The sequence below is a fragment of the Stenotrophomonas sp. YJH_SMC_105-26 genome (genome assembly GCF_059368915.1).
Genome location: NZ_JCAFSD010000011.1, coordinates 1 through 25,235 on the forward strand (window position 1 = coordinate 1; position 25,235 = coordinate 25,235).

General features: G+C 66.9%; 24 protein-coding genes. 17 read left to right on the forward strand and 7 right to left on the reverse strand.

The genetic code is table 11. The features are described 5' to 3' along the window. Positions 1-330 precede the first annotated feature (330 nt). Positions 331-2,040 carry a M20/M25/M40 family metallo-hydrolase gene (locus AC5P7F_RS18690; RefSeq protein WP_164077704.1) on the reverse strand — a complete coding sequence of 570 codons (1,710 nt, stop codon included), beginning with the start codon at positions 2,038-2,040 and terminating at the stop codon, positions 331-333. A gap of 86 nt (positions 2,041-2,126) precedes the next feature. Beyond that, positions 2,127-2,789 carry a DUF4097 family beta strand repeat-containing protein gene (locus AC5P7F_RS18695; protein ID WP_014645682.1) on the reverse strand — a complete coding sequence of 221 codons (663 nt, stop codon included), beginning with the start codon at positions 2,787-2,789 and terminating at the stop codon, positions 2,127-2,129. 95 nt (positions 2,790-2,884) lie between these two features. Between AC5P7F_RS18695 and AC5P7F_RS18700 the strand changes: the two genes are divergently transcribed. The 3 genes from AC5P7F_RS18700 to AC5P7F_RS18710 all read left to right on the forward strand — a co-directional run bounded on the left by AC5P7F_RS18700 (position 2,885) and on the right by AC5P7F_RS18710 (position 6,249). Further along, on the forward strand, positions 2,885-4,186 hold the full coding sequence (locus tag AC5P7F_RS18700) for a murein hydrolase activator EnvC family protein (RefSeq protein WP_014645683.1): 1,302 nt from the start codon (positions 2,885-2,887) through the stop codon (positions 4,184-4,186). A 108-nt stretch (positions 4,187-4,294) separates the two neighbouring features. Next, positions 4,295-5,755 carry a S41 family peptidase gene (locus tag AC5P7F_RS18705; protein WP_164077705.1) on the forward strand — a complete coding sequence of 487 codons (1,461 nt, stop codon included), beginning with the start codon at positions 4,295-4,297 and terminating at the stop codon, positions 5,753-5,755. A gap of 83 nt (positions 5,756-5,838) precedes the next feature. Continuing rightward, on the forward strand, positions 5,839-6,249 hold the full coding sequence (locus AC5P7F_RS18710; protein WP_164077706.1) for a hypothetical protein: 411 nt from the start codon (positions 5,839-5,841) through the stop codon (positions 6,247-6,249). Positions 6,250-6,366: 117 nt separating this feature from the next. Here AC5P7F_RS18710 and AC5P7F_RS18715 read toward each other — a convergent pair whose 3' ends face one another. Further along, positions 6,367-7,059 (reverse strand): rhomboid family intramembrane serine protease, encoded by a 693-nt coding sequence (locus AC5P7F_RS18715; protein ID WP_005414994.1) that lies wholly within the window; start codon positions 7,057-7,059, stop codon positions 6,367-6,369. Between the two features lie 225 nt (positions 7,060-7,284). Between AC5P7F_RS18715 and AC5P7F_RS18720 the strand changes: the two genes are divergently transcribed. The 3 genes from AC5P7F_RS18720 to AC5P7F_RS18730 all read left to right on the forward strand — a co-directional run bounded on the left by AC5P7F_RS18720 (position 7,285) and on the right by AC5P7F_RS18730 (position 10,485). Then, the gene (locus tag AC5P7F_RS18720) at positions 7,285-8,712 is read left to right on the forward strand and encodes an outer membrane protein transport protein (RefSeq protein WP_049420304.1); all 1,428 of its coding nucleotides are present in this window, start codon (positions 7,285-7,287) and stop codon (positions 8,710-8,712) included. 113 nt (positions 8,713-8,825) lie between these two features. Continuing rightward, positions 8,826-9,425 (forward strand): nicotinamide riboside transporter PnuC, encoded by a 600-nt coding sequence (gene pnuC / locus AC5P7F_RS18725; RefSeq protein WP_164077707.1) that lies wholly within the window; start codon positions 8,826-8,828, stop codon positions 9,423-9,425. Further along, positions 9,412-10,485, forward strand: coding sequence for an AAA family ATPase (locus tag AC5P7F_RS18730; protein WP_164077708.1), 1,074 nt, complete (start codon positions 9,412-9,414; stop codon positions 10,483-10,485). The genes pnuC and AC5P7F_RS18730 overlap by 14 nt, the downstream gene beginning before the upstream one ends. 151 nt (positions 10,486-10,636) lie before the next feature. Here AC5P7F_RS18730 and putA read toward each other — a convergent pair whose 3' ends face one another. After that, complete coding sequence (gene putA, locus AC5P7F_RS18735) at positions 10,637-13,855, reverse strand: bifunctional proline dehydrogenase/L-glutamate gamma-semialdehyde dehydrogenase PutA (RefSeq protein WP_495204191.1); 3,219 nt, start codon at positions 13,853-13,855, stop codon at positions 10,637-10,639. 274 nt (positions 13,856-14,129) lie between these two features. Here putA and AC5P7F_RS18740 point away from each other — a divergent pair, with 274 nt between their 5' ends. Genes AC5P7F_RS18740 through AC5P7F_RS18765 form a run of 6 tightly spaced genes read left to right on the forward strand, consistent with a single transcriptional unit; the run spans position 14,130 to position 18,923 of the window. Continuing rightward, positions 14,130-14,606 (forward strand): DUF2244 domain-containing protein, encoded by a 477-nt coding sequence (locus AC5P7F_RS18740; protein WP_014645689.1) that lies wholly within the window; start codon positions 14,130-14,132, stop codon positions 14,604-14,606. Positions 14,607-14,617: 11 nt separating this feature from the next. Continuing rightward, positions 14,618-15,571 carry a cytochrome c oxidase subunit II gene (coxB, locus tag AC5P7F_RS18745; RefSeq protein ID WP_041863004.1) on the forward strand — a complete coding sequence of 318 codons (954 nt, stop codon included), beginning with the start codon at positions 14,618-14,620 and terminating at the stop codon, positions 15,569-15,571. A gap of 59 nt (positions 15,572-15,630) precedes the next feature. Next, positions 15,631-17,238 carry a cytochrome c oxidase subunit I gene (gene ctaD / locus AC5P7F_RS18750; RefSeq protein WP_004153896.1) on the forward strand — a complete coding sequence of 536 codons (1,608 nt, stop codon included), beginning with the start codon at positions 15,631-15,633 and terminating at the stop codon, positions 17,236-17,238. An 8-nt stretch (positions 17,239-17,246) separates the two neighbouring features. Beyond that, positions 17,247-17,447, forward strand: coding sequence for a hypothetical protein (locus AC5P7F_RS18755; RefSeq protein ID WP_049408388.1), 201 nt, complete (start codon positions 17,247-17,249; stop codon positions 17,445-17,447). Next, entirely contained in the window at positions 17,444-18,034 is a 591-nt protein-coding gene (locus tag AC5P7F_RS18760; RefSeq protein WP_014645692.1) for a cytochrome c oxidase assembly protein, read from the forward strand. Before AC5P7F_RS18755 ends, AC5P7F_RS18760 begins: the two co-directional genes overlap by 4 nt. 13 nt (positions 18,035-18,047) lie before the next feature. Beyond that, positions 18,048-18,923 (forward strand): cytochrome c oxidase subunit 3, encoded by an 876-nt coding sequence (locus tag AC5P7F_RS18765; protein ID WP_005407793.1) that lies wholly within the window; start codon positions 18,048-18,050, stop codon positions 18,921-18,923. Positions 18,924-18,943: 20 nt separating this feature from the next. Here the strand turns inward: AC5P7F_RS18765 and AC5P7F_RS18770 are convergent, their stop codons facing one another. Further along, positions 18,944-19,162, reverse strand: a complete 219-nt coding sequence (locus AC5P7F_RS18770; protein WP_005412025.1) for a twin transmembrane helix small protein — start codon at positions 19,160-19,162, stop codon at positions 18,944-18,946. 57 nt (positions 19,163-19,219) lie between these two features. On the opposite strand from AC5P7F_RS18770, the gene AC5P7F_RS18775 reads away from it, so the two are divergent. The 5 genes from AC5P7F_RS18775 to AC5P7F_RS18795 all read left to right on the forward strand — a co-directional run bounded on the left by AC5P7F_RS18775 (position 19,220) and on the right by AC5P7F_RS18795 (position 23,619). Continuing rightward, positions 19,220-19,936 (forward strand): SURF1 family protein, encoded by a 717-nt coding sequence (locus tag AC5P7F_RS18775; protein WP_014645694.1) that lies wholly within the window; start codon positions 19,220-19,222, stop codon positions 19,934-19,936. A gap of 95 nt (positions 19,937-20,031) precedes the next feature. Further along, the gene (locus AC5P7F_RS18780; protein WP_046428212.1) at positions 20,032-20,601 is read left to right on the forward strand and encodes a redox-active disulfide-containing membrane protein; all 570 of its coding nucleotides are present in this window, start codon (positions 20,032-20,034) and stop codon (positions 20,599-20,601) included. A gap of 10 nt (positions 20,602-20,611) precedes the next feature. Further along, a complete protein-coding gene (locus tag AC5P7F_RS18785) occupies positions 20,612-21,775 on the forward strand; it encodes a COX15/CtaA family protein (protein ID WP_041863006.1) in 1,164 nt (387 codons plus the stop codon). Positions 21,776-21,779: 4 nt separating this feature from the next. Then, on the forward strand, positions 21,780-22,673 hold the full coding sequence (gene cyoE, locus AC5P7F_RS18790) for a heme o synthase (protein ID WP_032957764.1): 894 nt from the start codon (positions 21,780-21,782) through the stop codon (positions 22,671-22,673). A 136-nt stretch (positions 22,674-22,809) separates the two neighbouring features. Further along, entirely contained in the window at positions 22,810-23,619 is an 810-nt protein-coding gene (locus AC5P7F_RS18795; protein ID WP_164077710.1) for a calcium-binding protein, read from the forward strand. A gap of 115 nt (positions 23,620-23,734) precedes the next feature. Here AC5P7F_RS18795 and AC5P7F_RS18800 read toward each other — a convergent pair whose 3' ends face one another. Next, positions 23,735-24,706 carry a bile acid:sodium symporter family protein gene (locus AC5P7F_RS18800; RefSeq protein WP_032957769.1) on the reverse strand — a complete coding sequence of 324 codons (972 nt, stop codon included), beginning with the start codon at positions 24,704-24,706 and terminating at the stop codon, positions 23,735-23,737. A gap of 28 nt (positions 24,707-24,734) precedes the next feature. Next, a complete protein-coding gene (locus AC5P7F_RS18805; RefSeq protein WP_164077711.1) occupies positions 24,735-25,235 on the reverse strand; it encodes a fused DSP-PTPase phosphatase/NAD kinase-like protein in 501 nt (166 codons plus the stop codon).

A 25,235-nucleotide genomic window follows, 5' to 3' on the forward strand; every position in this document is an offset into this window, starting at 1 on the left:
TGTTCGGGCGGTTCAGGGAGAATCCGGCGTGGGGACCCAAGCTACTTCTCGGTCGCAAGACCTGGATCCACACGGTCGCCCACGCCGGGCTCTCGGCACCCAAGGTGCCAGATCGGCAAGAGATAAGATCCACGCCATGCGTAAGTGCTCCGCGAGGAGCATGGCGCCAACCAGAGTTGGCCGCTACCAATCGATTGCCGGCCAGCGGCCGGCACTACCGGCAGATCCACACCAACCGTGGATGAGCCGCCGACGGTACGCAAAAGAAAAGCGGCGCCCCGTGGGGCGCCGCTCTGCTCTCAACAGTGCTCAGTCGAGCATGGCCCGACTTTACTTGGCCGGGGCCTTGTCCTTCATCATCGCGTCGCGGGCTGCCTTGAACGGATTGCCTGCATACCAGTTCGGCCAACGATCGCCACCGGCCAGTTCCTTGCCCACGCCGTACATCAGCTGCAGGTCTTCGACGGTGCCGTCCAGCTTCCAGGTGGCGGCGTCGAACTCGTCCTTCGGGCCGTGGTAACGGTTGGCGCCGTAGTCCGCCGCCGCCTTGCGGCCCGCTTCCACGCCACCCTCGCGCAGGTCTTCGCCGCCATCGGCGTACAGGGCCGGCACACCCGCCTTTGCGAAGTTGAAGTGATCGGAGCGGAAGTAGAAGCCGCTCTGTACCGAGGTCTCACCGTGCAGGGTGCGGTCCTGGGCGGCGGCCAGCGGCTTGAGGATGTCCTCCAGCTCCGAGCTGCCGAAGCCGGTGACGGTCACGTCCTTGGCACGGCCGGCCACCGACATCGCATCGATGTTGATCACGCCGGCGATCTTGTCCAGCGGGAAGGTCGGGTGGGCGACGTAGTACTTGGAACCCAGCAGGCCGGACTCTTCCAGGGTCACCGCCAGGAACACCACCGAACGCTCCGGCTTCGGCTCCCGGTGGGCCATGGCTTCGGCCACTTCGAGAATGCCAGCCACGCCGGTGGCGTTGTCGACCGCGCCGTTGTAGATGTTGTCGCCGGTCTCACCCTCATGCTTGCCCAGGTGGTCCCAGTGCGCCATGTACAGGACGGCCTCGTCAGCGCGCTTGCTGCCCGGCAGCACGCCGACCACGTTGCGCGACTGCTTCTGTGCGATCTGGCTCTTCAGGTCGACCGCAGCGGTGGCCTTCAGCGGCACTGGCTTGAAACCGCGCTTGCTGGCGTCCTTGTAGGCCTGGGCGAGGTCCAGGCCGGCACCGGCGAACAGCGCCTTGGCCGCGTCGGCGCTCAGCCAGCCCTGTACCGGGATGCGCGCTTCCGGGTCATCCTTGGCGGGCAGGTCGTACTGCGGGCCAGCCCAGGAATTCTTCACCACGTCCCAGCCGTAGGACGCGCCGGCGGTGTCGTGCACGATCAGCGCGGCGGCGGCGCCCTTGCGGGCGGCCTCCTCGAACTTGTAGGTCCAGCGGCCGTAGTAGGTCATGCGCTTGCCGTCGAACAGCTTCGCGTCGTCGACGTGGAAGCCCGGGTCGTTGACGAACATCACGACCGTCTTGCCCTTCCAGTCCTGACCGGCGTAGTCGTTCCACTTCTGCTCCGGCGCATCGACGCCATAGCCGACGAACACCAGGTCGCTGGCATCGACCTTCACTTCGGCCTGGCCGGTACGGGTGCCGACCACCATGTCGGTGCCGAACTTCAGTTCGGTGGTCTTGCCGCCCTGGGTGATCTTCAGCACGGTCGATTCGTCGGCCGTGGTCTCGGTCATCGGCACATCCTGGAACCAGCTGTCGCCGTTGCCGGGCTGCAGGCCGATGCGCTGCATCTGGTCGCGGATGTAGTTGACCGTCAGTTCTTCGCCCTTGCTGCCCGGGGCGCGGCCTTCGAACTCATCCGAAGCCAGGGTCTTGACCATCTCGGCGAAGTCGCCGGCGTTGATCTCCGGTGAGAACTGATGGGCGGCCGGCTTCGCGGCAGCGGTATCGGTGGGCGGCGTGGCAGCCGGCGTGGATTCGCCTTTGCAGGCACTGAGCGCGGCCGCGGCGGCCAGGCACAGGAGGAGTTTGCGGGGCATCGTCGATTCCTGGAGAACAAAGGGCGGTCGCATCTCATGCGCGACCGGTAAACGCGAGTATCACCGAAGCGGCGGGTGCGACGGGTTCAGTCGGCCGGCGCGGTTTCGGTATCGAACGGGATCGGCTCGGCCCCGGTGACCGGGCCGATGCGTGCGGTGCGATGCACGTACAGCACCACCTCGCGCTCGAACTGCAGCGGCCCACTGACGACCGCGTTGGGGCCGATGATCACGCGCGGCTTGCGGCTGGCGGTGAGCGAGACACTGAAGTTCGGCTTGCGCACATGCACGCCGCCGTTGACCTGCGAACCGATGCCGACGGTGATGTCACCGTTGACGGTCTCGACGTCTTTGCCGACGCGGCTCTCGACCAGGCCGATGCCGCCGTTCACGGTCTCGACGCCGCCTTCGATCTGGCTGCCGCGATCAGTGAAGATGCTGCCGTTGACGGTGCTGACGCCACCGCTGGCGATCACTTCGCGACCCAGGCGGACACCGCCGTTGACCGTTTCGATCTTGCCGGTGCGTGCGCGGTCGGCAACCTTCACCCCGCCGTTGACGGTGTCGATGCTTCCGGTCTCGACGCCTTCGCCGACGCGGATGCCGCCGTTGACGGTGTCCAGCTTGCCGTAGCGTTGGCCGGGTTCGGCGCTGATGCTGCCGTTGACCTTGCTGATGTTCTCCTGGGCGCAGACTGGCCCGGTGACCAGCAGTACGCCCAACAGCAGCGGAATGGATAGAGTTTTCATGGGAACCTCGATGGATGTGCGGCTGGCAGGCCGCGTGCGGAGATGTCACCATTCCCCGGTACCCCCCGCAACTGCCTGAAGTCACTGGAAAGCCCTTGCGCGACAACGCCTTCCCATCACGCCGACATCACATCGCCGCCGTACGCGGCGGGCGCTGGCTGCTGCTGGGGCTGGCTGTGGCGCTGGCCCTGCCCCTGCCGGGTGCTGCGCAGACCACCCGCGAGACCGAGCGCAAGCTGCAGAAGCTGCGTACCGAGCTGAAGGGCGTGGCGCAGGAGCGACGGCAGATCGAAGGGCAGCGTGGCCAGGCATCGCAACAGCTGCGCGAGGCCGACGAGAAGGTGGCACGCACCGGCCGTGCGCTTGCGCAGACCGAAGCGGCGCTGCGCGAGCAGGCCCAGGCCCTGGCCCAGGCCGAGCAGCGCCGCAGCAGCCTGCAAACCAACCTGGCCCAGCAGCACCGCGAACTGGCCGGCCTGCTGCGCGCGGCGTATCAGCTTGGCAATCACGCACCGCTGAAGCTGCTGCTGTCGCAGGACACGGTGGCCGATGCCAATCGCGCCCTGGCCTACCATCGTTACCTGCAGCGCGAACGAGCGCAGCGCATCACCACGCTCACCGCCGACCTGAAGGAACTGGAAGCGCTGCAGGCGCAGATCGCCGAGCGCAAGCAGAAGCTGCAGGGGGCGCAGCAGGACCAGAAGCAGCAGGCAGCGGCGCTGGCGGCCGACCGGCGTGACCGCGCGCAGACCGTGGCCTCGCTCGACGAACGCTTCAAGGACCGGCGCGAGAAGGAACAGGCACTGGGCCAGGATGCCAAGGCGCTGGAAACGCTGCTGGCCAATCTGCGTGCCGCTGCCGCCCGGGCCGAAGCCGAGCGTCGCGCGGCGGCACGTCGAGCTGCTGCCGAAAAGGCCGCTGCCGAGCGGGCCGCACGCCAGGCGGCCGCACAGGGCCGGCCACCGCCGCCGGCAACCAAGGTTCCACCTGCGGTGGCGTCGGCACCGGCACCGAAGGTCGGCGGCCTGGGTTGGCCGTTGTCCGGCAACCTGCTGGCCCGCTATGGCGGCAAGCTGCCCGATGGCCGTACCAGCAGCGGCGTGCTGATCGGCGCGCCGGCCGGCAGCACCGTCACGGCCGTGGCCGACGGCACCGTGGTGTTCTCCGACTGGATGACCGGCTACGGCATGATCCTGATCGTCGACCACGGCAATGGCTACATGAGCCTGTATGCCCACAACGACACCCTGCTGAAGGATGCCGGCGCACGGGTCAGCCGCGGTGATGCGGTGGCCAAGGTCGGCAATTCCGGTGGCCAGGGCGTCACCGCGCTGTACTTCGAGCTGCGCCGTGGCGGGCAGCCGGTCAACCCGGACAGCTGGCTGCAGCGGCGCTGAATCCAGGCCTGCCGGATGCGGGTTGGATTCAACGGGAATTTAGCTGTGCTTCGCGCATAATCGGTGCATGTGCCTTGGGCACGATGCCAACGTCGACAGGAGTGATCCATGCGCGCAGCCCGTACCGCCACCCTCTTGCTGGCCCTGTTGCCAGCGCTGTCCTGGGCGCAGCAGACCGCGCCCGCCCCGAGCCAGGAAACCAGCGGGCAGGCAGCGAACAGCGAGGAGGCGGTGACCTCGAAGGTGCCGCTGGAGGACATCCGCCGTTTCGTGGCCGTGTACAACGCGGTGCGCGCCGCCTATGTCGATCCGGTCGATGACAAGAAGCTGATGCAGTCGGCCGTGCGTGGCCTGCTGCTCGACCTCGATCCGCACAGCACCTACTTCAACAAGGAAGACGCGCAGGCCTTCGACGAGCAGGCCAATGGTGCCTACGAGGGCATCGGCGTGGAGCTGCAGCAGCAGCCGGACAACGCCAGCATGAAGGTGATCGCGCCGATCGACGACACCCCGGCGGCCAAGGCCGGCATCCTCGCTGGTGACCTGATCATCGCCATCGACGGCAAGCCGATCAGTGCGATCGATGCCAGCGAGCCGCTGCGCGGCCCGGCCGGCAGCAAGGTGGTGCTGACCATCGTGCGCGAAGGCAAGCCCAAGCCGTTCGACGTGAGCCTCACCCGCCAGACCATCCGCGTGACCAGCGTGCGCAGCCGCCTGCTGGAACCCGGCTATGGCTACATCCGCCTGAGCACCTTCCAGGCCGATACCGGTTCGGACTTCCAGAAGCACGTGCAGCAGCTGCAGAAGCAGTCCGGTGGCCAGCTCAAGGGCCTGGTGCTGGACCTGCGCAGCAACCCGGGTGGCCTGCTGACCGCTGCCGTGCAGGTGGCCGATGATCTGCTCGACAAGGGCAACATCGTCAGCACCCGTGGCCGCATCAGCATCAGCGATGCACGATTCGACGCGACCCCGGGCGACCTGCTGAAGGGCGCACCGGTGGTCGTGCTGGCCGATGCCGGTTCGGCCAGTGCATCGGAAGTCCTGGCCGGCGCGCTGCGCGACAACAAGCGTGCGCGCGTGGTTGGCAGCCGTACCTTCGGCAAGGGCTCGGTGCAGACCGTTCTGCCGCTGGACAACGGTGATTCGGTGAAGCTGACCACCGCGCGCTATTACACGCCCAGCGGCAAGTCGATCCAGGCCACCGGCATCGTGCCGGACGTCGAACTGAAGCCCGCCGCCACGCCGGCCGAGGATGCACTGCCAGCCAGCCTGAGCGACTACAGCGAAGCGACCCTGCCGGGCCATCTGCGCGGCGATGACGAAGGCACGGAGGGCTACCACGCCGGTGCGGTGCTGCCGGGCGATGGCCCGATCAACGACGCGCTGGCCGAGCTGAAGAACCCAGGCTCGGTGGCCGCACGGTTGAAGGCCGAGGCCGCCAAGGCGGATGCGGCCAAGGCCGCGAAGGCCGCTGCGGCGAAGCCGGAAGCAAAGACGGATCCGAAGGTCGAATCGAAGGCAGGGGGCAAGCCCGAAGCAAAGCCCGCACCGGCCCCGGCCAAGCCCTGACGGTAGCGCCGGACTGTGCCCGGCGAACAGCCTGCTCATCCGGAAGGCGACGCGGCCGGGGCGTCGCCCGATAGAATCGGCCCATGGACGATTCGAACCTAGCGACTACGATCAGCCAACTGCTTGGTCGTGATCCGCTGCCACCTAACCGGGCCGCCGCCCTGTTGGAATCCCTGGCCTGCCGCCATGGAATCGATCCGCGCTTTGTCTATTGGTGGGCAAGCAAGGCGTCGGCTGATCAGACGATCCAATACGACAGTAGCGATGAAGGCCTTTCCTGCCTGGCTGAACTGCTGGCGGGAGTGAACGGTGAAATGCTTCTGGTAGCGTCAGATGAGTGCGCATTGCCGTGGCCGATCTGGACTCTACAGGCAAGTGAACTGATTCCGTTGCTTGGCGAGTTGCCGTTCTTCGAGTATTTCGTGGTGCTGGATGGCGGCTCTGCGCTGCTGTTCGACACCCACCACAACACCCTGGTGATCAGTCGCGAGTGACCCTTTCGGTGTCATCGCGGACGGAATAGACCCATATCAATGACGGAGTCGGGCACGCTCGACGCAACGAACGAGCGGGTGAGCGTGGAGCCGGCCAGCGGCCGGCACTACCAGGGGTCAGAATCCGTGCCGCTTGCGCAGGCGGCGCGCGATCGCGGCGCGCACGTACACGCCATACACCACGCCGAACACGAAGCCGCCGATGTGCGCCCACCAGGCCACCATGCCGAAGCTGGGGCCGATATGGGCGAACACCACCTGCAGCGCGGCCCAGACGCCGATCAGCAGGTAGGCCGGGGCGCGCACGAACTCCAGGAACAGGCCCAGCGGGATCACCACGCCCAGCCGGGCACCGGGGAACAGGGCCAGATAGGCGCCGATCAGCGCCGACACCGCGCCGCTGGCGCCGATGATGATCTGGTCCGGGCTGCCCATGGTGTAGATCGCCACCAGGTTGGACACCGCGCCGCCCACGAGGAACAGCAGCAGCAACCGCCAGGGTCCCAGCACCCGCTCGGCGGGGAGGCCGAAGATCAGCAGGAACACCAGGTTGCCCAGCAGGTGCGACCAGTCGGCGTGCAGGAACAGCGCAGTGAACAGGCGCAGCACGCTGCCGTCCTGCAGGGTCGCCCACCAGTCCAGCGGACGGGTCAGGCCGGTGGACAGGGCGCCCCAGTCCAGCCAGAGACTGCCGCGGGCATCGTCCGGGCGCGAGATCGACCACAGGAATGCCAGCCACAATGACGCGAACAGCACGGGCGTGGCCCAGCGCAGGGCCGCCTTCTTGCGCGACGGGAGGGAGACGAACATGCCAATAGCCTAGCGTGCGGCCACGTTCGGTGGGGACGGTCCTGTTCAGCTTTTGAGACGAAAAAACCGCCTGCGCTGTTATTGTTTCATTAACAGCTCTGGGTAATACTCGCATACGGCGTCGTATGTCGGGAGGGGAATCCGGCGCGCTCCGATGGGTCCCAGGACCCGGCGGGCGCAGGCGCACTCAGAGCACCATCACCGCTTACCGGAGAGAGAACTACGATGCAAACCGCTTCCACCATTGCCCGACTGACCCTGCTGGCCGTCGGCGTTGCCGGTGCGCTGGCCGCCGCCGATGCCAATGCTGCCGCCTTCCAGCTGAAGGAAAACAGCGCCAAGGGCCTGGGCCGCGCGTTCGCCGGCTCCACCTCGACCGAAGGTGACGCCTCGGTCATCGCTACCAACCCGGCGTCCATGCGCCTGCTCGACGGCACCCTGGTCCAGGGCGACGTCAGCGCCATCAGCTTCGGCGCCAAGTTCCGCGGCCAGGGCAAGTACGCCAACGGCGCGCCGATTTCCGGTGGCAACGGCGGCGACGCCGGCATGATCGCCCCGGTTCCGGCCGCGTACTTCCACGTGCCGTTCGGCGAGAACGACAACATGCACTTCGGTGCTTCGCTGACCGTGCCGTTCGGCTTCAAGACCGAATACGACCGCGACTGGGTCGGCCGCTACAACGGCGTCAAGACCGAGCTGCAGGCCATCGACCTGGGCGTGGCGTTCTCCTATGACGTCAACCCGTACCTGTCGTTCGGTGCGTCGGTGTTCGCCGAGCGCCTGAACGTCGACCTGACCAGTGCTGTCGACACCGGCACCGCGATCAACGCCACTGCCCAGCGCACCGCTGCGGCGCGTGTGTTGGCTGCCGGCGGCACCGCAGCCCAGGCTGCGGCGGCCTCGCAGGCCGCTGCACGCCAGGCCGCCCAGCTCGGCTTCTCGCCGGGCACCGCCGATGGCTACCTGCGCATCAAGGGCGATGAAGTGTCGGTCGGCTACACCCTGGGCATGACGGTCACCCCGGTGGAAGGCACCAACATCGCGTTCAGCTACCGCTCGAAGGTCGAGCACAAGATCACCGACGGCAAGGCCGATTTCACCATCCCGCAGAATGCGGCGGCCTTCCTGGCCACTGCTGCCCCGGGTACCTTCATCGACAGCAACGGTCGCGCGACCATCACCCTGCCGGCCAGCGCCACCGTGGGCTTCACCCACCGTGTGAACGACCAGTGGCAGATCATGGCTGAAGTCACGCGCACCGCGTGGAGCAAGTTCGACCAGGTCGTCGTCGATTACGACTCCAACCAGCCGGACAGCGTGCTGCCGTTCCACTACCGTGACACCACCTTCGCGTCGATCGGTACCGATTTCCGCGTGAACGACAAGCTGACCCTGCGCGGCGGCCTGGCCTATGACCAGACCCCGACCACCGATGCCCACCGCGACGTGCGCGTGCCGGACACCACCCGCAAGTGGCTGTCGCTGGGCATGACCTACGCCGCTTCGGACAAGATGGAATACAGCGTGGGCTACACCCACCTGTTCACCAAGGATCCGAACATCACCTCGACCTCGGACACCGGCAACACCGTGACCGGCAAGTACAAGGTCAGCGGCGACGTGCTGGCGGCGTCGATGCAGTACAAGTTCTGATTCGGGCGATTGCCTGGAGCAGTACGAAGGAGGCCCCGCGCAAGCGGGGCCTTTCTTTTTGTGGGGACGGGCCGGGGCGTCCACGCAGCGCACGGATCCACGACAATAGCGACATGAACCTGTCCGATCCGAACTTCCAGCTGGAGCTGGCTGCCAACATCGCCGTCGCCGGCTCGATCCTGCTGGCCGGCCGCAACAACGTGCACACCTGGTGGCTGGGCATCGTCGGCTGCGCCTTGTTTGCTGCCGTGTTCGAACGATCGCATCTGTATGCGGACATGGTGCTGCAGTTCTTCTTCATCGCCATCAGCGTGCTGGGCTGGTGGCAGTGGCTGCGTGGTGACCATGGCGCGCCGTTGCCGATCACTTCATTGCGGCCGCGCGCCTGGGCCTGGCTGGCGCCGCTGGCGGTAGTGGCCACGTTCGGCTACGGCTGGATGCTGACCCGCCTGACCAATGCCTATGCGCCGTACATCGATTCGGCGGTGCTGGTGTTGAGTGTGATCGCGCAGATCCTGATGATGCGACGCAAGCTGGAATCGTGGTGGGTATGGCTGCTGGTGAACACCGTTGCGGTGCCGCTCTACTACAGCCGTGGCCTGCACCTGACCTCGATCCTGTATGTGAGCTTCTGGATCAACGCGCTGGTCGCCTTGCGCCATTGGCGGCACCTGATGCGGGACGAGGCCAGGGCGGCCGATGCCGCTGCCTGAGCGCGTTGCACGCGGCCTGGTGGTGGGCAAGTTCTGCCCGCTGCATCGCGGCCATGAACGACTGATCGACTTCGCCGCCACGCGCTGCCAGCAGCTGCTGGTGATCGGCTGGTCGCAGCCGGGCTTTGTCGGCTACAGCGCTGCGCGCCGCGAGCGCTGGCTGCGTGCGCGTTTCCCGCAGGCCACGGTAGCGGTGCTTGACGACGCGCGACTGGCCGCATTGTGCACGCAGCATGGCTTGCCAGTGCGAGCGCTGCCGCAGGACAGTGATGACGAACAGGTGCAGCGTGACTTTACCGCTTGGCTGTGCCTGAGCCTGTTCGGTGGGCCGGTGCAGGCGGTGTACACCGGTGAGGACTACGGTGACGGCTTCGCGCAGGCGCTGGCCACGCACTTCGGTGCGCCGGTACGCCATGAGCGGCTCGAACGCGCATTGGATGTCGGGCAGGCCTGCGGCACCCAGCTGCGCACCGATCCGCATGCGCATCGCCATGGGCTCGCACCGCAGGTGTATGCCGACCATGTACAGCGCGTGGCCTTCATCGGTGGCGAGTCCAGCGGCAAGACCACGCTGGCCCGCGTGCTGGCCGAGCGTCTGCAGACCGTCTGGGTGCCGGAGTATGGCCGCACGCTGTGGGAGCAGCGAGGCGGAGAGCTGACGCCGGGCGACCTGCTGCGCATCGCAATGACACAGCCACAGCACGAAGACGAGGCTGTGCGGCGTGCGCAGCGCTGGCTGTTCTGCGATACCACGCCGCTGGTGACGCTGGGCTACAGCGGCTGGATGTTTGGCACCGCGCCGCAGCCGCTGAGGCAAGCGGCACGACGACGCTACGACCTGCTGTTCCTGTGCGCGCCGGATATTCCGTTTGACCAGGATGGCACGCGCGTGGGCGAAGCCTTCCGGACGCAGCAGCATGCGTGGTACCTGGAGCAGCTGCAGGCAGAGGGTGTCGAGCATGTGCTGCTGGAAGGCGATCTGGAGACGCGCATCGCACGCGTGCAGGGCGAGCTGGCGAAGCGGGCGGACAATCGGTTCAGTGTGGCCTTGCCTCTGTAGAGCCGAGCCCACGCTCGGCTGCGCCAGAAAAGCCGAGCATGGGCTCGGCTCTACAGCCAGGAAAGCCGAGCGTGGGCCCGCCTCTACAGGAAGCAAAGCACAAAAAACCCCGCGTTCGCGGGGTTTTTTGTTTACTGCATCAAGCAGGCGATCAGTCGCCCAGGGTCAGCAGCGAGGCGTTGCCGCCGGCGGCTGTGGTGTTCACCGTCACCGTCTTTTCGGTAGCGAAGCGCAGCAGGTAGTGCGGGCCGCCGGCCTTCGGGCCGGTGCCGGACAGGCCCTGGCCGCCGAACGGCTGCACGCCGACCACCGCGCCGATCTGGTTGCGGTTGACGTAGACGTTGCCGACGTGGACGCCGTTGCTGATGCGATCAACGGTCTCGTCGATGCGCGAATGCACGCCCAGGGTCAGGCCGTAGCCGGTGGCATTGATCTGGTCGATCACCGCGTCGAGCTGGTCGCCCTTCCAGCGGATCACGTGCAGGACCGGCCCGAAGATTTCCTTGTGCAGCTGGCCCAGGTCCTTCAGTTCATACGCGCGCGGTGCGAAGAAGGTGCCATTGGCCGCTTCGGCGGACAGCTCGGCGGCCGCGATCAGGCGCGCTTCGCGGTCCATGCGCTCGGCGTGGTCCTGCAGGATCTTCAGCGCGTCGGCGTCGATCACCGGGCCGACGTCGGTGGACAGCAGGCCCGGGTTGCCGACCTTCAGTTCCTTCATCGCGCCGGCCAGCATGGTCATCACCTTGTCGGCGATGTCGTCCTGCACGAACAGCACGCGCGCGGCCGAGCAACGCTGGCCGGCGGAGGTGAAGGCCGAACCGATCGCGTCCTTGACCAGCTGTTCCGGCAGCGCCGAGGAGTCGGCGATGAAGGCATTCTGGCCGCCGGTCTCGGCGATCAGCACACCGATGGCGGCGTCACGCGCGGCCATGGCGCGGTTGATCGCACGTGCGGTGTCGGTGGAGCCGGTGAAGGCCGCGCCGGCCACGCGCGGGTCGGCGGTCAGTGCGGCACCGACGGTGGCGCCGTCGCCCGGCAGGTACTGCACCACCTCGGCCGGCACGCCAGCTTCGTGCAGCAGCTTCACCGCGTAGTAGCCGATCAGGTTGGTCTGTTCGGCCGGCTTGGCGATGACGCTGTTGCCGGCGGCCAGTGCAGCAGCGACCTGGCCCAGGAAGATCGCCAGCGGGAAGTTCCACGGGCTGATGCAGACGAACACGCCGCGGCCGTGCAGCTGCAGCTCGTTGGACTCACCGGTCGGGCTGGGCAGCTTCTCGGCGTGGCTGAACTGCTCGCGCGCCTGCTTGGCGTAGTAGCGCAGGAAGTCCTCGGCTTCGCGCACTTCGGCGATGCTGTCGGGCAGGCTCTTGCCGGCTTCCTTCACGCACAGCGCCATGAACTCCGGCATGCGCGCTTCCAGCTGGTCGGCGGCGTGCTCGAGGATGGCGGCGCGGCTGGCGGCCGGGGTGCGGTTCCAGGCCGGCTGCGCGGCTACGGCATTCGCCAGCGCCTTCTGCACGGTGGCGGCATCGGCGGCCAGCCACTGGCCGACCACTTCGCGGGTGTCGGCCGGGTTGGTCACCGGCAGCGAGGCGCCGGCCGGGTTCGCACCCGGCACCAGCGGGGCGGCCTGCCACGGCTTCACGGCCGCGTTGAGCTGCTCGGCGAGGGCGCGCAGTTCGTTGTCGTTGGCGAGGTTGGCGCCCATGGAGTTCTTCCTGTCGTGGTTCTGGCTGCGCAGCAGGTCTACCGGCAGCGGGATCTTGGGATGCGGAATCGAAGCGAACGAGGCGACCATCTCGACCGGATCGCGGATCAGGTCGGCGATCGGCACGCGCTCATCGGTGATGCGGTTGACGAAGCTGGAGTTGGCGCCGTTTTCCAGCAGGCGGCGCACCAGGTACGGCAGCAGGTCTTCATGCGAACCGACCGGGGCGTACACGCGGCAGGGCAGGCCCAGGCGATCGGCCGGCACCACTTCGGCGTACAGGTCATCGCCCATGCCGTGCAGCTTCTGGTGCTCGTACACGCCACCGTTGGCGATGCTGCGCACCGCAGCGATGGTGTGCGCGTTGTGCGTGGCGAACATCGGGTAGATCGCGTCGGCATGGGTGAACAGGCGCTTGGCGCATGCCAGGTAGGACACGTCGGTGTTCTGCTTGCGGGTGAACACCGGGTAGCCCGGATAGCCTTCGATCTGCGCGCGCTTGATCTCGGCATCCCAATAGGCGCCCTTGACCAGGCGCACCTGCAGGCGGCGACCGGCGCGGCGCGCCATGTCGGCCAGGTGGTCGATCGTGTACGGCGTGCGCTTCTGGTAGGCCTGCACGACCACGCCGAAGCCGTCCCAGCCGGCCAGCGAGGCGTCGGAGAACACCTGCTCGATGATGTCCAGCGACAGTTCCAGGCGGTCGGACTCTTCGGCGTCGACGGTGCAGCCGATGCCGTAGCTCTTGGCCAGCTGCGCCAGCTCCAGCACGCCCGGCACCAGGTCCTTCAGCACGCGCTCGCGCTTGGCGTGCTCGTAGCGCGGGTACAGCGCCGACAGCTTGATCGAGATGCCCGGTGCGTTGTTGACGTCGCCATCCGGGCGGCCGCCGCGGGCCTTGTGATCACCGCCGATGGCGTGGATCGCGCGACGGTAGTCTTCCAGGTAGCGCAGCGCGTCCTTCATGGTCAGCGCGCCTTCGCCCAGCATGTCGAAGGAGTAGCGGTAGTTCGCGTTGTCGCCCTTGTGCGAGCGCGACAGCGCCTCGCTGATGGTGCGGCCCATGACGAACTGGTGGCCCATGATCTTCATCGCCTGGCGCACGGCCAGGCGCACCACCGGCTCACCGACGCGGCCGACCAGGCGCTTGAACGCGCTGGGCGCATCGGCGCGGGTGGCGTCGTTCATCTGTACCAGCTTGCCGGTCAGCATCAGGCCCCAGGTGGAGGCGTTGACCAGCACCGAGTCGCTGCCGCCCAGGTGCTTTTCCCAGTCGGCATCGGCCAGCTTGTCGCGGATCAGCTTGTCGGCGGTGTCCTGGTCCGGAATGCGCAGCAGCGCTTCGGCCACGCACATCAGCAGCACGCCTTCTTCGCTGCCCAGGTCGTACTGGCGCATGAAGGCTTCGATCGCGCCCTGGTCCTTGGCACGCACGCGCACGCGGCCGACCAGGTCGGCGGCCAGCGCCTGCACCCTGGCCTGCTCGTCGGCCGGCAGCCGGGCCTGCGCCAGCAGCTCGCGGACGTGGCTGGCCTCGTCCTTCAACCAGGCATCGGTGATGGCCTGGCGGAACGGGTTGGGGGGCGCCGGCAGTTCCGGCGACAGCAGCACGCCGGGACGCTGGGCGTCGCTGGCGGCAGGGGAGGAGGAAGGTGCGTTCATGCCGGTCCGACCAATGGAAAACTTGGCGATTTTAATCATTTTTGCGGGTTGCGGAAGTGCCCCACAGCCACCTTCGTGAAGGGCTGATAGCCCCTAACGGTGGTGTATTCAGCGTGTTCAGCAAGCCCGGCAATATTTGTGCTGAATTCGGCATTCGCGCCGCCGACCCCATGCTGTGTTGCAGCATGGGAAAAAGTGTGAATGCACCCTTGCTACCGGCGAGAGGGCGGGGCTACCATCGAGACGTTTCCCGCGGCAGGAACGCGGTTGCGACATGATCGAGGTGCTTCCAGCTCCGGATGGGTCAGGTACGCAGCTGCGGCTGCGTCCCCCACGGGCGCTCGATGCCCGGCAGTTCGTCCTGTTGTTCACCGTGTTGTCGGGTGCGATGTGGCTGGTGTCCGCCCTCGGGTGGTTGGCCGGCAATGCATTCGCCCCCCTGTTCGCGCTGCTGTACAGCCTGGTGCTGGCGGCGGCACTGCGTGCCTTGTGGCGCAGCGGTGAACGGCAGGAGGAGATCCGGGTAGTGCCGGCGTACGTGGAGGTCATCCCCGTACCCGGTGGATCGCCGGTGTTCCGGGCCCACCCCCACTGGGTGCGCCTGCTCACCGGCGATGAGAGGGTCCGGCTGGCATCCAGCGGCCGGCAGGTGGAGGTGGGGAGTTTCCTCGCGCCGGCCGAACGTCAGACGCTCGCAGAGACACTTGAAAGCTTGCTCGCCGCCAGCGATGGCGGCAACCGACGACGCTAAGGGTCTAGGCAATGAAGCAAAGCAGCAGGTGGGGCACGAAGTGCGTTGCAGCGGTCACCGCCATGGTGGCCGGGGGACTGATGCCGGCGTTGGCCTGGGCCCAGGCGGCCGATCCCAAGCCGTGGCAGCTGAACATGGGCAAGGGGGTGACCCAGACCTCGCGCCTGGCCTGGGAATCGAACAATCTCTCGTTGATCATCTGCACGGTGATCGGCGTCATCGTGTTCGGCGCGATGGCCTACGCCATCTTCAAGTTCCGCAAATCCAAGGGGGCAGTCGCCGCCACCTTCAGCCACAACACCAAGGCCGAGATCATCTGGACGGTGATCCCGGTGATCATCCTGATCGTGATGGCGTGGCCGGCCACGGCCAACCTGATCAAGATGTACGACACCCGCGATGCCGAGATGACGGTCAAGGTCACCGGCTACCAGTGGATGTGGAAGTACGAATACCTCGGCGAGAACGTCACCTTCACCAGCCGCCTGGACCGCGAGTCCGACCGCGTGCGGCAAAGTGGCATCGTGCCGACCCGTGAAAGCCATCCGCACTACCTGCTGGATGTCGACAACCGGCTGGTGCTGCCGGTCGACACCAAGGTGCGCTTCGTCATCACCTCCGACGACGTGATCCACGCCTGGTGGGTGCCGGCGCTGGGCTGGAAGCAGGATGCCATTCCCGGCTTCATCAACGAAGCCTGGACCAGCATCGAGCAGCCTGGCGTGTACCGCGGCCAGTGCGCCGAGCTGTGCGGAAAGGACCACGGCTTCATGCCGATCGTGGTCGAGGCGGTGTCCAAGGAGGAATTCAAACAGTGGCTGGCGCAGCGCAAGCCGGCGCCGGCTGCCGCGCCGGCCACGCCTGCGGCACCTGCCGAACCGGCTGCACCGGCGGGCGAGGCGCCGGCTGCGCCTGCTGCTGCAGAAGCGGCCAGCGCACCTGCCACTGCAGCCAGCGGCGCGTGATGTAAAGCCCGCGGCCGCCCGCGGCCGTGGTGACAACCGATTCTGAGAGGTGTTTTGCAATGGCGCACTCGGCAGTTGGGCACGACGATCACCATCACCAGCAGAGTTTCTTCGAGCGTTGGTTCTTCTCGACCAACCACAAGGACATCGGCACGCTGTACCTGGGTTTCAGCTTCATCATGTTCATCATCGGCGCGGCGATGAGCGTGGTGATCCGCGCCGAGCTGGCACAGCCCGGCCTGCAGTTCGTCAAGCCCGAGTTCTTCAACCAGATGACCACCGTGCATGCGCTGGTGATGATCTTCGGTGGCGTGATGCCGGCCTTCGTCGGCCTCGCCAACTGGATGATCCCGCTGCAGATCGGCGCGCCGGACATGGCGCTGCCGCGCATGAACAACTGGTCGTTCTGGTTGCTGCCGGTGGCCTTCAGCCTGCTGCTGCTGACCCTGTTCCTGCCCGGTGGTGCGCCGGCTGGTGGCTGGACGCTGTATCCGCCGCTGTCGCTGCAGGGCGGCTACAACGTGGCCTTCAGCGTGTTCGCGATCCATGTGGCCGGCATCAGTTCGATCATGGGTGCGATCAACATCATCGCCACCGTGCTGAACATGCGTGCGCCGGGCATCGACCTGCTGAAAATGCCGATCTTCTGCTGGGCCTGGCTGATCACCGCGTTCCTGCTGATCGCGGTGATGCCGGTGCTGGCCGGTGCGGTGACCATGCTGCTGACCGACAAGTTCTTCGGCACCAGCTTCTTCAACGCCGCCGGTGGCGGTGACCCGGTGATGTACCAGCACATCTTCTGGTTCTTCGGGCACCCCGAGGTCTACATCATGATCCTGCCCGCCTTCGGCGTGGTCAGCGAGATCATCCCGACCTTCAGCCGCAAGCCGCTGTTCGGCTACCAGGCGATGGTGTACGCCACCGCGGCGATCGCGTTCCTGTCGTTCATCGTCTGGGCCCACCACATGTTCACCGTGGGCATGCCGCTGGGCGGCGAGATCTATTTCATGTTCGCCACCATGCTGATCTCGATCCCGACCGGCGTGAAGGTGTTCAACTGGGTCAGCACCATGTGGCGTGGCTCGCTGACGTTCGAGGCACCGATGCTGTGGTCGGTGGCCTTCGTCATCCTGTTCACCATCGGTGGCTTCTCCGGCCTGATGCTGGCCATCGTGGCCGCCGACTTCCAGTACCACGACACCTACTTCGTGGTCGCGCACTTCCACTACGTGCTGGTGACTGGTGCGGTGTTCGCGCTGATCGCCGCGGTGTACTACTGGTGGCCGAAGTGGACCGGGCGCATGTACAGCGAGAAGTGGGCCAAGGTGCACTTCTGGTGGTCGATCGTGTTCGTCAACCTGCTGTTCTTCCCGCAGCACTTCCTCGGCCTGGCCGGCATGCCGCGCCGCATTCCCGATTACAGCGTGGCGTTTGCCGACTGGAACCTGATCAGCTCGATCGGTGCGTTCGGCATGTTCGTCACCCCGTTCATGATGGCCGCGATCCTGCTGTCCTCGCTGCGCAACGGCGAGAAGGCCGAAGCGCGTTCCTGGGAGGGTGCACGCGGCCTGGAATGGACGCTGCCGTCGCCGGCACCGGCGCACACCTTCACCACCCCGCCGACCATCCGCCCGGGGGATCTGGCGCATGACGACATCACGCATTGAGGTGGGGCATGCATAACGAGAGCCCGCTGCAGACCTGTAGAGCCGAGCCATGCTCGGCGGATGAGAAGCAGCCGACCAGCGGTCGGCTCTACCAGGGCGGAAGCATCGAGCAGCAGCGCCAGCGTGCGAAGCGCACGGCGATGTGGGTCGGCGCCATCGCTGTGCTGGTCTACGTCGGCTTCATCCTCAGCGGGGTGATCGGCCGATGAGCGAGGCACCGGCCAGCACACCGTCACGCAGTGCCGGGCTGCCGCGCCTGATCGGCGTGGCGGTGGCGGTGTTCCTGCTGACGTTCTCACTGGTGCCGCTATACCGCATCGCCTGCGAGAAGGTGTTCGGCGTGCGCCTGGAACGCGGTCCCGGTGGCGAAGCCAGCGCAGGTGCCGCGGCCGGCAAGCGCACCGTGCGGGTGGAGTTCGATGGCGGCGTCAATTCGCGACTGCCGTGGTCGTTCCATCCTGAGCAGCTGACCATGGACGTGGTGCCCGGCGAGCTCAACGAGGCGCTGTACTTCGCCCGCAACGACAGCGCAGCTGCCGTGGTCGGCAGCGCGGTGCCTTCGGTGGCACCGGCGCGTGCGTCGGGCTTCTTCAGCAAGACCGAGTGCTTCTGTTTCACCGCGCAGACGCTGCAGGCCGGCGAGAAGCGCGACATGCCGGTGCGCTTCATCGTCGATCCGGACCTGCCGCCGGAGATCAGGACGATCACCTTGTCCTACACCTTCTACCGCAACGACGCGCTGTCCGATCGGCTGGCTCCGGCCGCCACCTCGGACGGCGCGCACGCCGCACCCTGACCCGGATACCGACATGGCCCAGACACCGACCGACGCCAACGTGTACTTCGTCCCGGCCCAGAGCAAATGGCCGTTCGTGGGTTCCATCGCCATGATGGTGACCATGGTGGGCGTGGCCAGCTGGCTCAACGATGCCAGCTGGGGACGCTGGACGTTCTACATCGGCATCGCGATGCTGGTGCTGACCCTGTTCTGGTGGTTCAGCGACGTGGTGCGCGAATCGCAGGCCGGCAACTACAACCACCAGGTCGACGGATCATTCCGGATGGGGATGATCTGGTTCATCTTCTCCGAGGTGATGTTCTTCGGCGCGTTCTTCGGCGCGCTGTTCTACACCCGCAACCTGGGCCTGTCGTGGCTCAGTGGCGAAGGCCGTGGGGTCATGACCAACGAGCTGCTCTGGCAGGGCTATTCCGCCGGATGGCCGACCAATGGCCCGGCGGCGATCGGTGGCGCGTTCCAGACCATCCCGGCCTGGGGCCTGCCACTGATCAATACGCTGATCCTGTTGACCTCCGGCGTGACCCTGACCATCGCCCACCACGCACTGAAGGCCGGCAACCGCCGCCAGCTGCTGATCTGGCTGGGCCTGACCGTGGTGCTCGGCCTGGGCTTCCTGACCCTGCAGGCAGAGGAGTACATCCATGCCTACAAGGAACTGAACCTGACGCTCGGCTCCGGCATCTACGGGTCGACGTTCTTCATGCTGACCGGCTTCCACGGCGCGCACGTGCTGCTGGGCACGATCATGCTGATCGTGATGTGGCTGCGTTCGGCCAAGGGACACTTCACCCGCGACAACCATTTCGGTTTCGAAGCCGCCGCGTGGTACTGGCACTTCGTCGACGTGGTGTGGCTGATGCTGTTCCTGTTCGTCTACGTGCTTTGATCAGGCGCGCATCGGTGGTCTCAGCCGCCGATGCCGTGTGGTTTGATCCAGCCCATGTAGATGCTCACGATCACCAGCAGGATCAACGCTACCGACACCGCGATGCGGCGCGTCAGTGCATTGACCGTGCGCTTGGTCTGGCCGCGGTCGACCAGCAGGTAGTACAGGCCGGCGCCCAGATTCCAGACGATGACGATCAGAAACGCGATTACCAGCAGGGTCTTCAGCGAATCACTCATGCGCGGCTCGAGGGCAGGGTGGATGTGCCTATCTGACCGCGTTTGCGCGGACTTGTCATGATGCGCCAGCACACGCGCGTGTTCGGATGGTTGCTGGCCGTGCTGGCGATGGCCGGATTCACCGCATTGGGGCTGTGGCAGCTGCAGCGCATGCATGCCAAACAGGCAATGTTGGATGCACAGGGTCCAGCCGTGGCACAGGCGTTGCCGCTGTCGGAGGCCCTGGCGGCGCCCGGCGCGTTGCACGGCGTGGCCGACCACGGTCGCTTCCTGCCCGGCGTGGTACTGCTGGACAACCAGATCCGGCATGGCCGCGCTGGCGTGAAGATCTATCGCCCCTTCCGCAGTGACGACGGCAGCGTGCTGCTGGTCGACCTCGGTTGGCGTGCGCTGCCGCCGGATCGCACGCTTCCGGAGGTGCCGTCGCCGCCTTCGCCGGTGGCCGTGCGCGGGCTGCTCGCGCCGCCACCATCGGCGGGACTGCTACTGGGCCCGGCGTTCTCTGCTACCGGTGAGGCCGGGCGCTGGCTGGCCAGCCGGTTGCCGGACGACGGGCTGGCGCGCGCGCTGGGGCTGCAGGCGCTACCCGACCGCGTGCTGAGGCTGGACCCGGCGCTGCCCTTTGGCGACGAGCGCGATCTGGACCTGCTGCCGAACACGCTGCCGCCTCAGCGCCACCTGGGCTACGCCGTGCAGTGGTTCGGGCTGGCACTGACCGTGCTGGTGGTGGCCGTGGTGCTGGAGCGGCGGCGGAGGCGCGTGATTACCCGGTAGTGCCGGCCGTTGGCCGGCAACCCCCGCAATCCTGGATGCCGGCCAGCGGCCGGCACTACCGGCATCCCCTACCCAACCATGAGAAAATGCCCCGCATGAACACTGCTACGTCCCCGCAGGCGCGCGGTTCCGGCCGCCGGACCCTGGTGCTGCTGTTTGCCGTGTTCTTCGGGGCGATGGCACTGGCCGCCGTGCTGCGCTTCTCCGGCTGGCAGCCGACCGGGCACCGCAATGCCGGCCAGCTGCTGAAGCCGCCGGTGGACCTGCGCCAGCAGGCGCCGACCCTGGCCAGCGGCCAGTCCTACCCCTGGAACCCCGAGGCCCGTACCTGGCGCCTGCTGGTGGCGCCGGCCGGTGCCTGCGACGCGCAGTGCGTCACTTTGTCGCAGGGACTGGGCAAGGTGTGGCAGCTGTTCGGCCATAACGCCGATAATGTCGAGATCCTGTGGCTGGGTACGCCACCGGCGTCGATCGCCTCGCTGCCCGCGCTGCGGCCGCTGGCTCCGTCGCCAGCCCTGCGCGCGGCGTTGCCGGGCGTCGACGATCCGGCGGGACTGCCGGTCTACGTGATCGATCCGAACGGCTTCGTGATCATGCGCCATGCCCCGGGTTCCGACCTCGGTGGCCTGCGCAAGGACATGGCCACGTTGCTGAAACTGAAGTGAGTCCCGTTTGATGAGCCTTTCCGCGCGTCCGGCGCTGCACCGCAATTTCCACCGCCTGGCGTGGTTCGCCATGATCATGACCGCGAGCACGATCATGTTCGGCGCCTTCGTGCGCCTGTCCGATGCCGGCCTGAGCTGCCCGGACTGGCCGACCTGCTATGGCCAGGCCACCTGGCCGCAGCACGTGGAAGAGACCATCGGCCACCCGGCGGCGGAGATCCGCCCGCTGGAGACCCACAAGGCCTGGCGAGAACAGGTGCATCGCTTCCTGGCCGGCGCGCTGGGCATCGAGATCCTGACCCTGGCGCTGCTGGCAACGCGCAAGCGGCGATTCGGAAGCACGGCGGTGGTGACCGCCTGCGTGCTGGTGGCCGCCGGCATACCGCTGTACATGATGGGCTGGCACGGCACCGCCAGTGCCCTGGCCTTGACCGGCGAGGCGATCCTGCTGATCGCCGCGCTGCGCTGGAGCAACATCGATCTCGCACGTGCGGCGCTGCTGACCTTGGCGGTGGTGATCTTCCAGGCCCTGCTGGGCATGTGGACGGTGACCCTGCTGCTCAAACCCATCGTGGTGATGGGCCATCTGCTGGGCGGCATGCTGATGTTCGGCCTGCTGGTGTGGATGGCCTGGCGCGCGACGCACATGCCGATCACCCTGGCTGAAGCGCCGAAGCTGAAGTGGCTGATGCGCATCGGCGTGGCGGTGCTGGTTACCCAGATCGCGCTGGGTGGTTGGGTCAGCGCCAACTACGCCGCACTCGCCTGCGGCGGTGGCAGCGCCTCGCTGGACAACTTCCCGCGCTGCGCCAACCAGTGGTGGCCGCAGCACAACTTCGTCGAAGGCTTCACCCTGTGGCGCGGCATCGGCGTGGATTACGAAGGCGGTGTGCTGGATGGCGCTTCGCGCATCGCCATCCAGATGGCGCACCGCCTGTTCGCGGTGGTGGTGGCCGTCTACCTGCTGTGGCTTGGCGTGCGCCTGTTCCGGTTGCCGAGCATGCGTGGCTGGGCCAGCGCGCTGATCGCGCTGCTGGTGCTGCAGGTCACGCTCGGCATCCTCAACGTGAAGCTGGCGCTGCCGCTGGAAGTGGCGGTGGCCCACAACGGCGTGGCCGTTGCCCTGTTGTTCGTACTGGTCAGCCTGCTGGCCCGCCTGCGTGCCCCGGACTGATTCCATGTTTTCCAATTACCGCCAGTACTGGGACCTGACCAAGCCCAAGGTCGTCGCCCTGATCGTCTTCACCGCCCTGGTCGGCATGGTCCTGGCCATCCCCGGCGTGCCGAGCTGGGAGCAGGTGCGCGCCGGCCTGCTCGGCTTCCTCGGCATCTGGCTGGCGGCCTCGGCCGCGGCCGCCATCAACCAGCTGCTGGACGCGCACATCGATGCGCAGATGGCGCGCACCTCGTGGCGCCCGCTGGTGGTGGGCAAGGTCAAGCCGTGGCAGGTGCTGGTGTTTGCCGGCGTGCTGATCGTGCTGTCGATGACCCTCCTGGTGCTGTGGGTGAACCTGATCACCGCAGTGCTGACCTTCGCCTCGCTGATCGGCTACGCGGTGATCTACACCGTGTACCTCAAGCGTGCGACCTCGCAGAACATCGTCATCGGTGGCCTGGCCGGCGCGATGCCGCCGATGCTGGGCTGGGCCGCAGTGACCGGCATGCAGGGTTCGTCGGACTGGGCGTACTCGTCGCTGCTGGTGCTGATCATCTTCATCTGGACCCCGCCGCACTTCTGGGCGCTGGCGATCTTCCGCCGCGAGGATTACGCCAAGGCGGAGATCCCGATGCTGCCGGTGACCCACGGCGTGGCGCACACCCGCAAGCAGATCATGGTGTATTCGGTGGTGCTGGCGCTGGTCTGCCTGTTGCCATACCTAGTGGGCATGAGTGGTGCGTTCTACCTGGGCGGCGCGATCGTGCTCAACGCCGTGTTCCTCTGGTACGCCTGGCGCATGCTGAACCCGCCGGACGAGCTGTTCTCGATGAAGATGTTCTATTACTCCATCGTCTACCTGATGGCGCTGTTTGCCTTCCTGCTGGTGGACCACTGGATCCTGCCCTGGCTGTGACCTCGGGGTCGGATCCCCGAAGGGGCTCTGACCCCACCTGATCGCGCGGACATCCTCGCATGACGTGGATCACCTTGAACCGCCGTCTCGGCGTCGCCATTGCTGTTCCTGACCCCAGGGAAAGGAAGCAGCAGGGATGCATTCGTTCTTCCGTTGGACCACCGCGCTGATGCTGGCGCTGGGCATGGCCGTGACCGCGCATGCCGACGACACTACCGCGCAGATCCGCCAATACGCCGCTGGCCATCGCATGCTGGTGCTGGGCGAATTCCACGGCACACGCGAGACGCCACTGCTGGTGCGGCAGCTGGTGGACGACTACAGCCGCAATGGCGCGCCGGTCCTGCTGGCGCTGGAACTGCCACACGCCGAGAACCCTGTGCTGCGCGACTATCTGGAATCCGATGGCGGGGCCGCGGCGCGCCGGCACCTGCGCGGCCGCGCGTTCTGGACCGTGCGCGATGACCAGCATGATGGTCGCCGCAGCCGCGACATGCTGGCGATGATCGAAGGCCTGCGTGTGCTGAAGGCGCAGGGGCGCGTGATCGAAGTGGTTGGCTATGACGTCAATGCCAGCAGTGGCGGCAACCAGGCGCGCGATGACTTCATGGCAGCCGAATTGCGACGGCTCTATCGAGGGTTGCCAGACAATGCACGCATGCTGGTGCTGACTGGCAATGTCCACGCCATGCTGCGGCGGCCGGAAGGTATGCCGCCGGAAATGCAGAGGCGGCCGATGGCCTCCCAGCTGCGGGACCTGGATATCTACAGCGTGCGGTTGGGTGCGCTGCGTGGCCAGGCGTGGGCGTGCGCGGACCGTTGCATGGCGCGGCCACTTCCAGAGCAGGTGGCCCCGCGGCTGCGGGGCGATACCCATGCGGAACGGGCGTACGACCTGTGGGTGTGGATGCCGGAGCTGAGCGTCGGCACGCTCGTGGATCCGTAGCGTCAGGCAACCCATCCACGCATGGCGTGGATCTACTGTGGTTCACGCCATCCGTGGTATGGAGTAGATCCACGCCATGCGTGGATGGTCTACCCGGAACAACCCGCGCGCCCTGTCAGGGCTTGCGCCGCGCATACCGCTGCGCGATCACACCGCAGACGATCAGCTGGATCTGGTGGTAGATCATCACCGGCAGCACGATGGCGCCCAGGCTGCCGCCGGCGAACAGCACCTTGGCGATCGGCACGCCGGTGGCCAGGCTCTTCTTCGAGCCGCAGAACACGATGGCGATCTCGTCCTCGCGGTTGAAGCGCAGGCGACGGGCGATGAAGGTGATCAGCGGCATGGCGATGCCCAGCAGCACAGCGGCCACGATGGCCACAGCCAGCAGCGACAGCAGCGGGGTCTTGCTCCACAGGCCTTCGGTCACCGCTTCGCCGAACGCCGAGTACACCACCAGCAGGATGGTGGCCTGGTCGGTGTAGCGCAGCAGCGCGCGCTGGCGTTCCACCCAGCCGGCAATCCACGGCCGCAGCAGGTGGCCGGCCACGAACGGCACCAGCAGCTGCAGCATGATGCCGCCGATCGCATGCAGCGGATCATGGATGCCGCCCGAGGTGCCGGCCAGCGCGGTCAGCAGCAGCGGGGTCAGGAACACGCCGAGGATGCTCGACAGCGAAGCGCTGCACACCGCTGCGGGCACGTTGCCATGCGCCATCGAAGTGAACGCGATGGACGACTGCACGGTGGAGGGCAGGGTGCACAGGAACAGCACGCCCAGGTACAGCTCCGGGGTCAGCAGCCAGCCCGACAGTGGCTTGAACATCAGCCCCAGCAGCGGGAACAGGATGAAGGTGCAGGCCAGGATGGTCAGGTGCAGCCGCCAGTGCAGCATGCCGCCGATGATCGACTCGCGCGGCAGGCGCGCGCCATGCAGGAAGAACAGTGCAGCGATGGCGACGGTGGTGACATCGTCGAGGACGATGGCGGCGGCGCCCTTCATCGGCAGTAGCGAGGCCAGGCCGACGGTGCACAGCAGGGCGAGGGTGAAGTTGTCCGGTCGCAGGCGCGACCACCAGCGGGTCATGGTGGGCAGGGTCCTTGGTGCGGAGGGTTCAGGGCGAGGTGACCGGCGTTGCCAGGCGTTGGCGGGTGGCGGCTTCCAGCGACTTCAGGCCAGCACGCTGGCCCAGCTGAAGGGCCTGTTCGGGGCTGGCATGTTCGTACCGTGCATTGACCAGGCCGAGCACGGCGCCGGCGCGGTTGCCGGACGCACAGTGCAGCAGCACCGGCCCCTGGCTCTGCTGCAGGGCCAGGTGCACGGCGCGCACGTTGGCCGTATCCAGGCCATCGGCGCCGGCCACCGGAATGCGCACGTAGCGCAGGCCCAATGATTCGGCGAGGCGGGTTTCATCGAAGCCCCGGTCCTCGCCGGGCTGGCGCAGGTCGATCACAGTGCGGACGCCCTGTGCAGCCAAGGCCTGCAGCTGTGCGGCGCTGGGCTGGCCGCCGGCATACAGGCCGGGGCGGACTTCGTTGAGGGGCGCGTCTTCGGCCAAGGCCGTCAGTGGCAGGCAGAGCGACAACAACAGCAGGCAGATCAGGCGCAGCAGCAT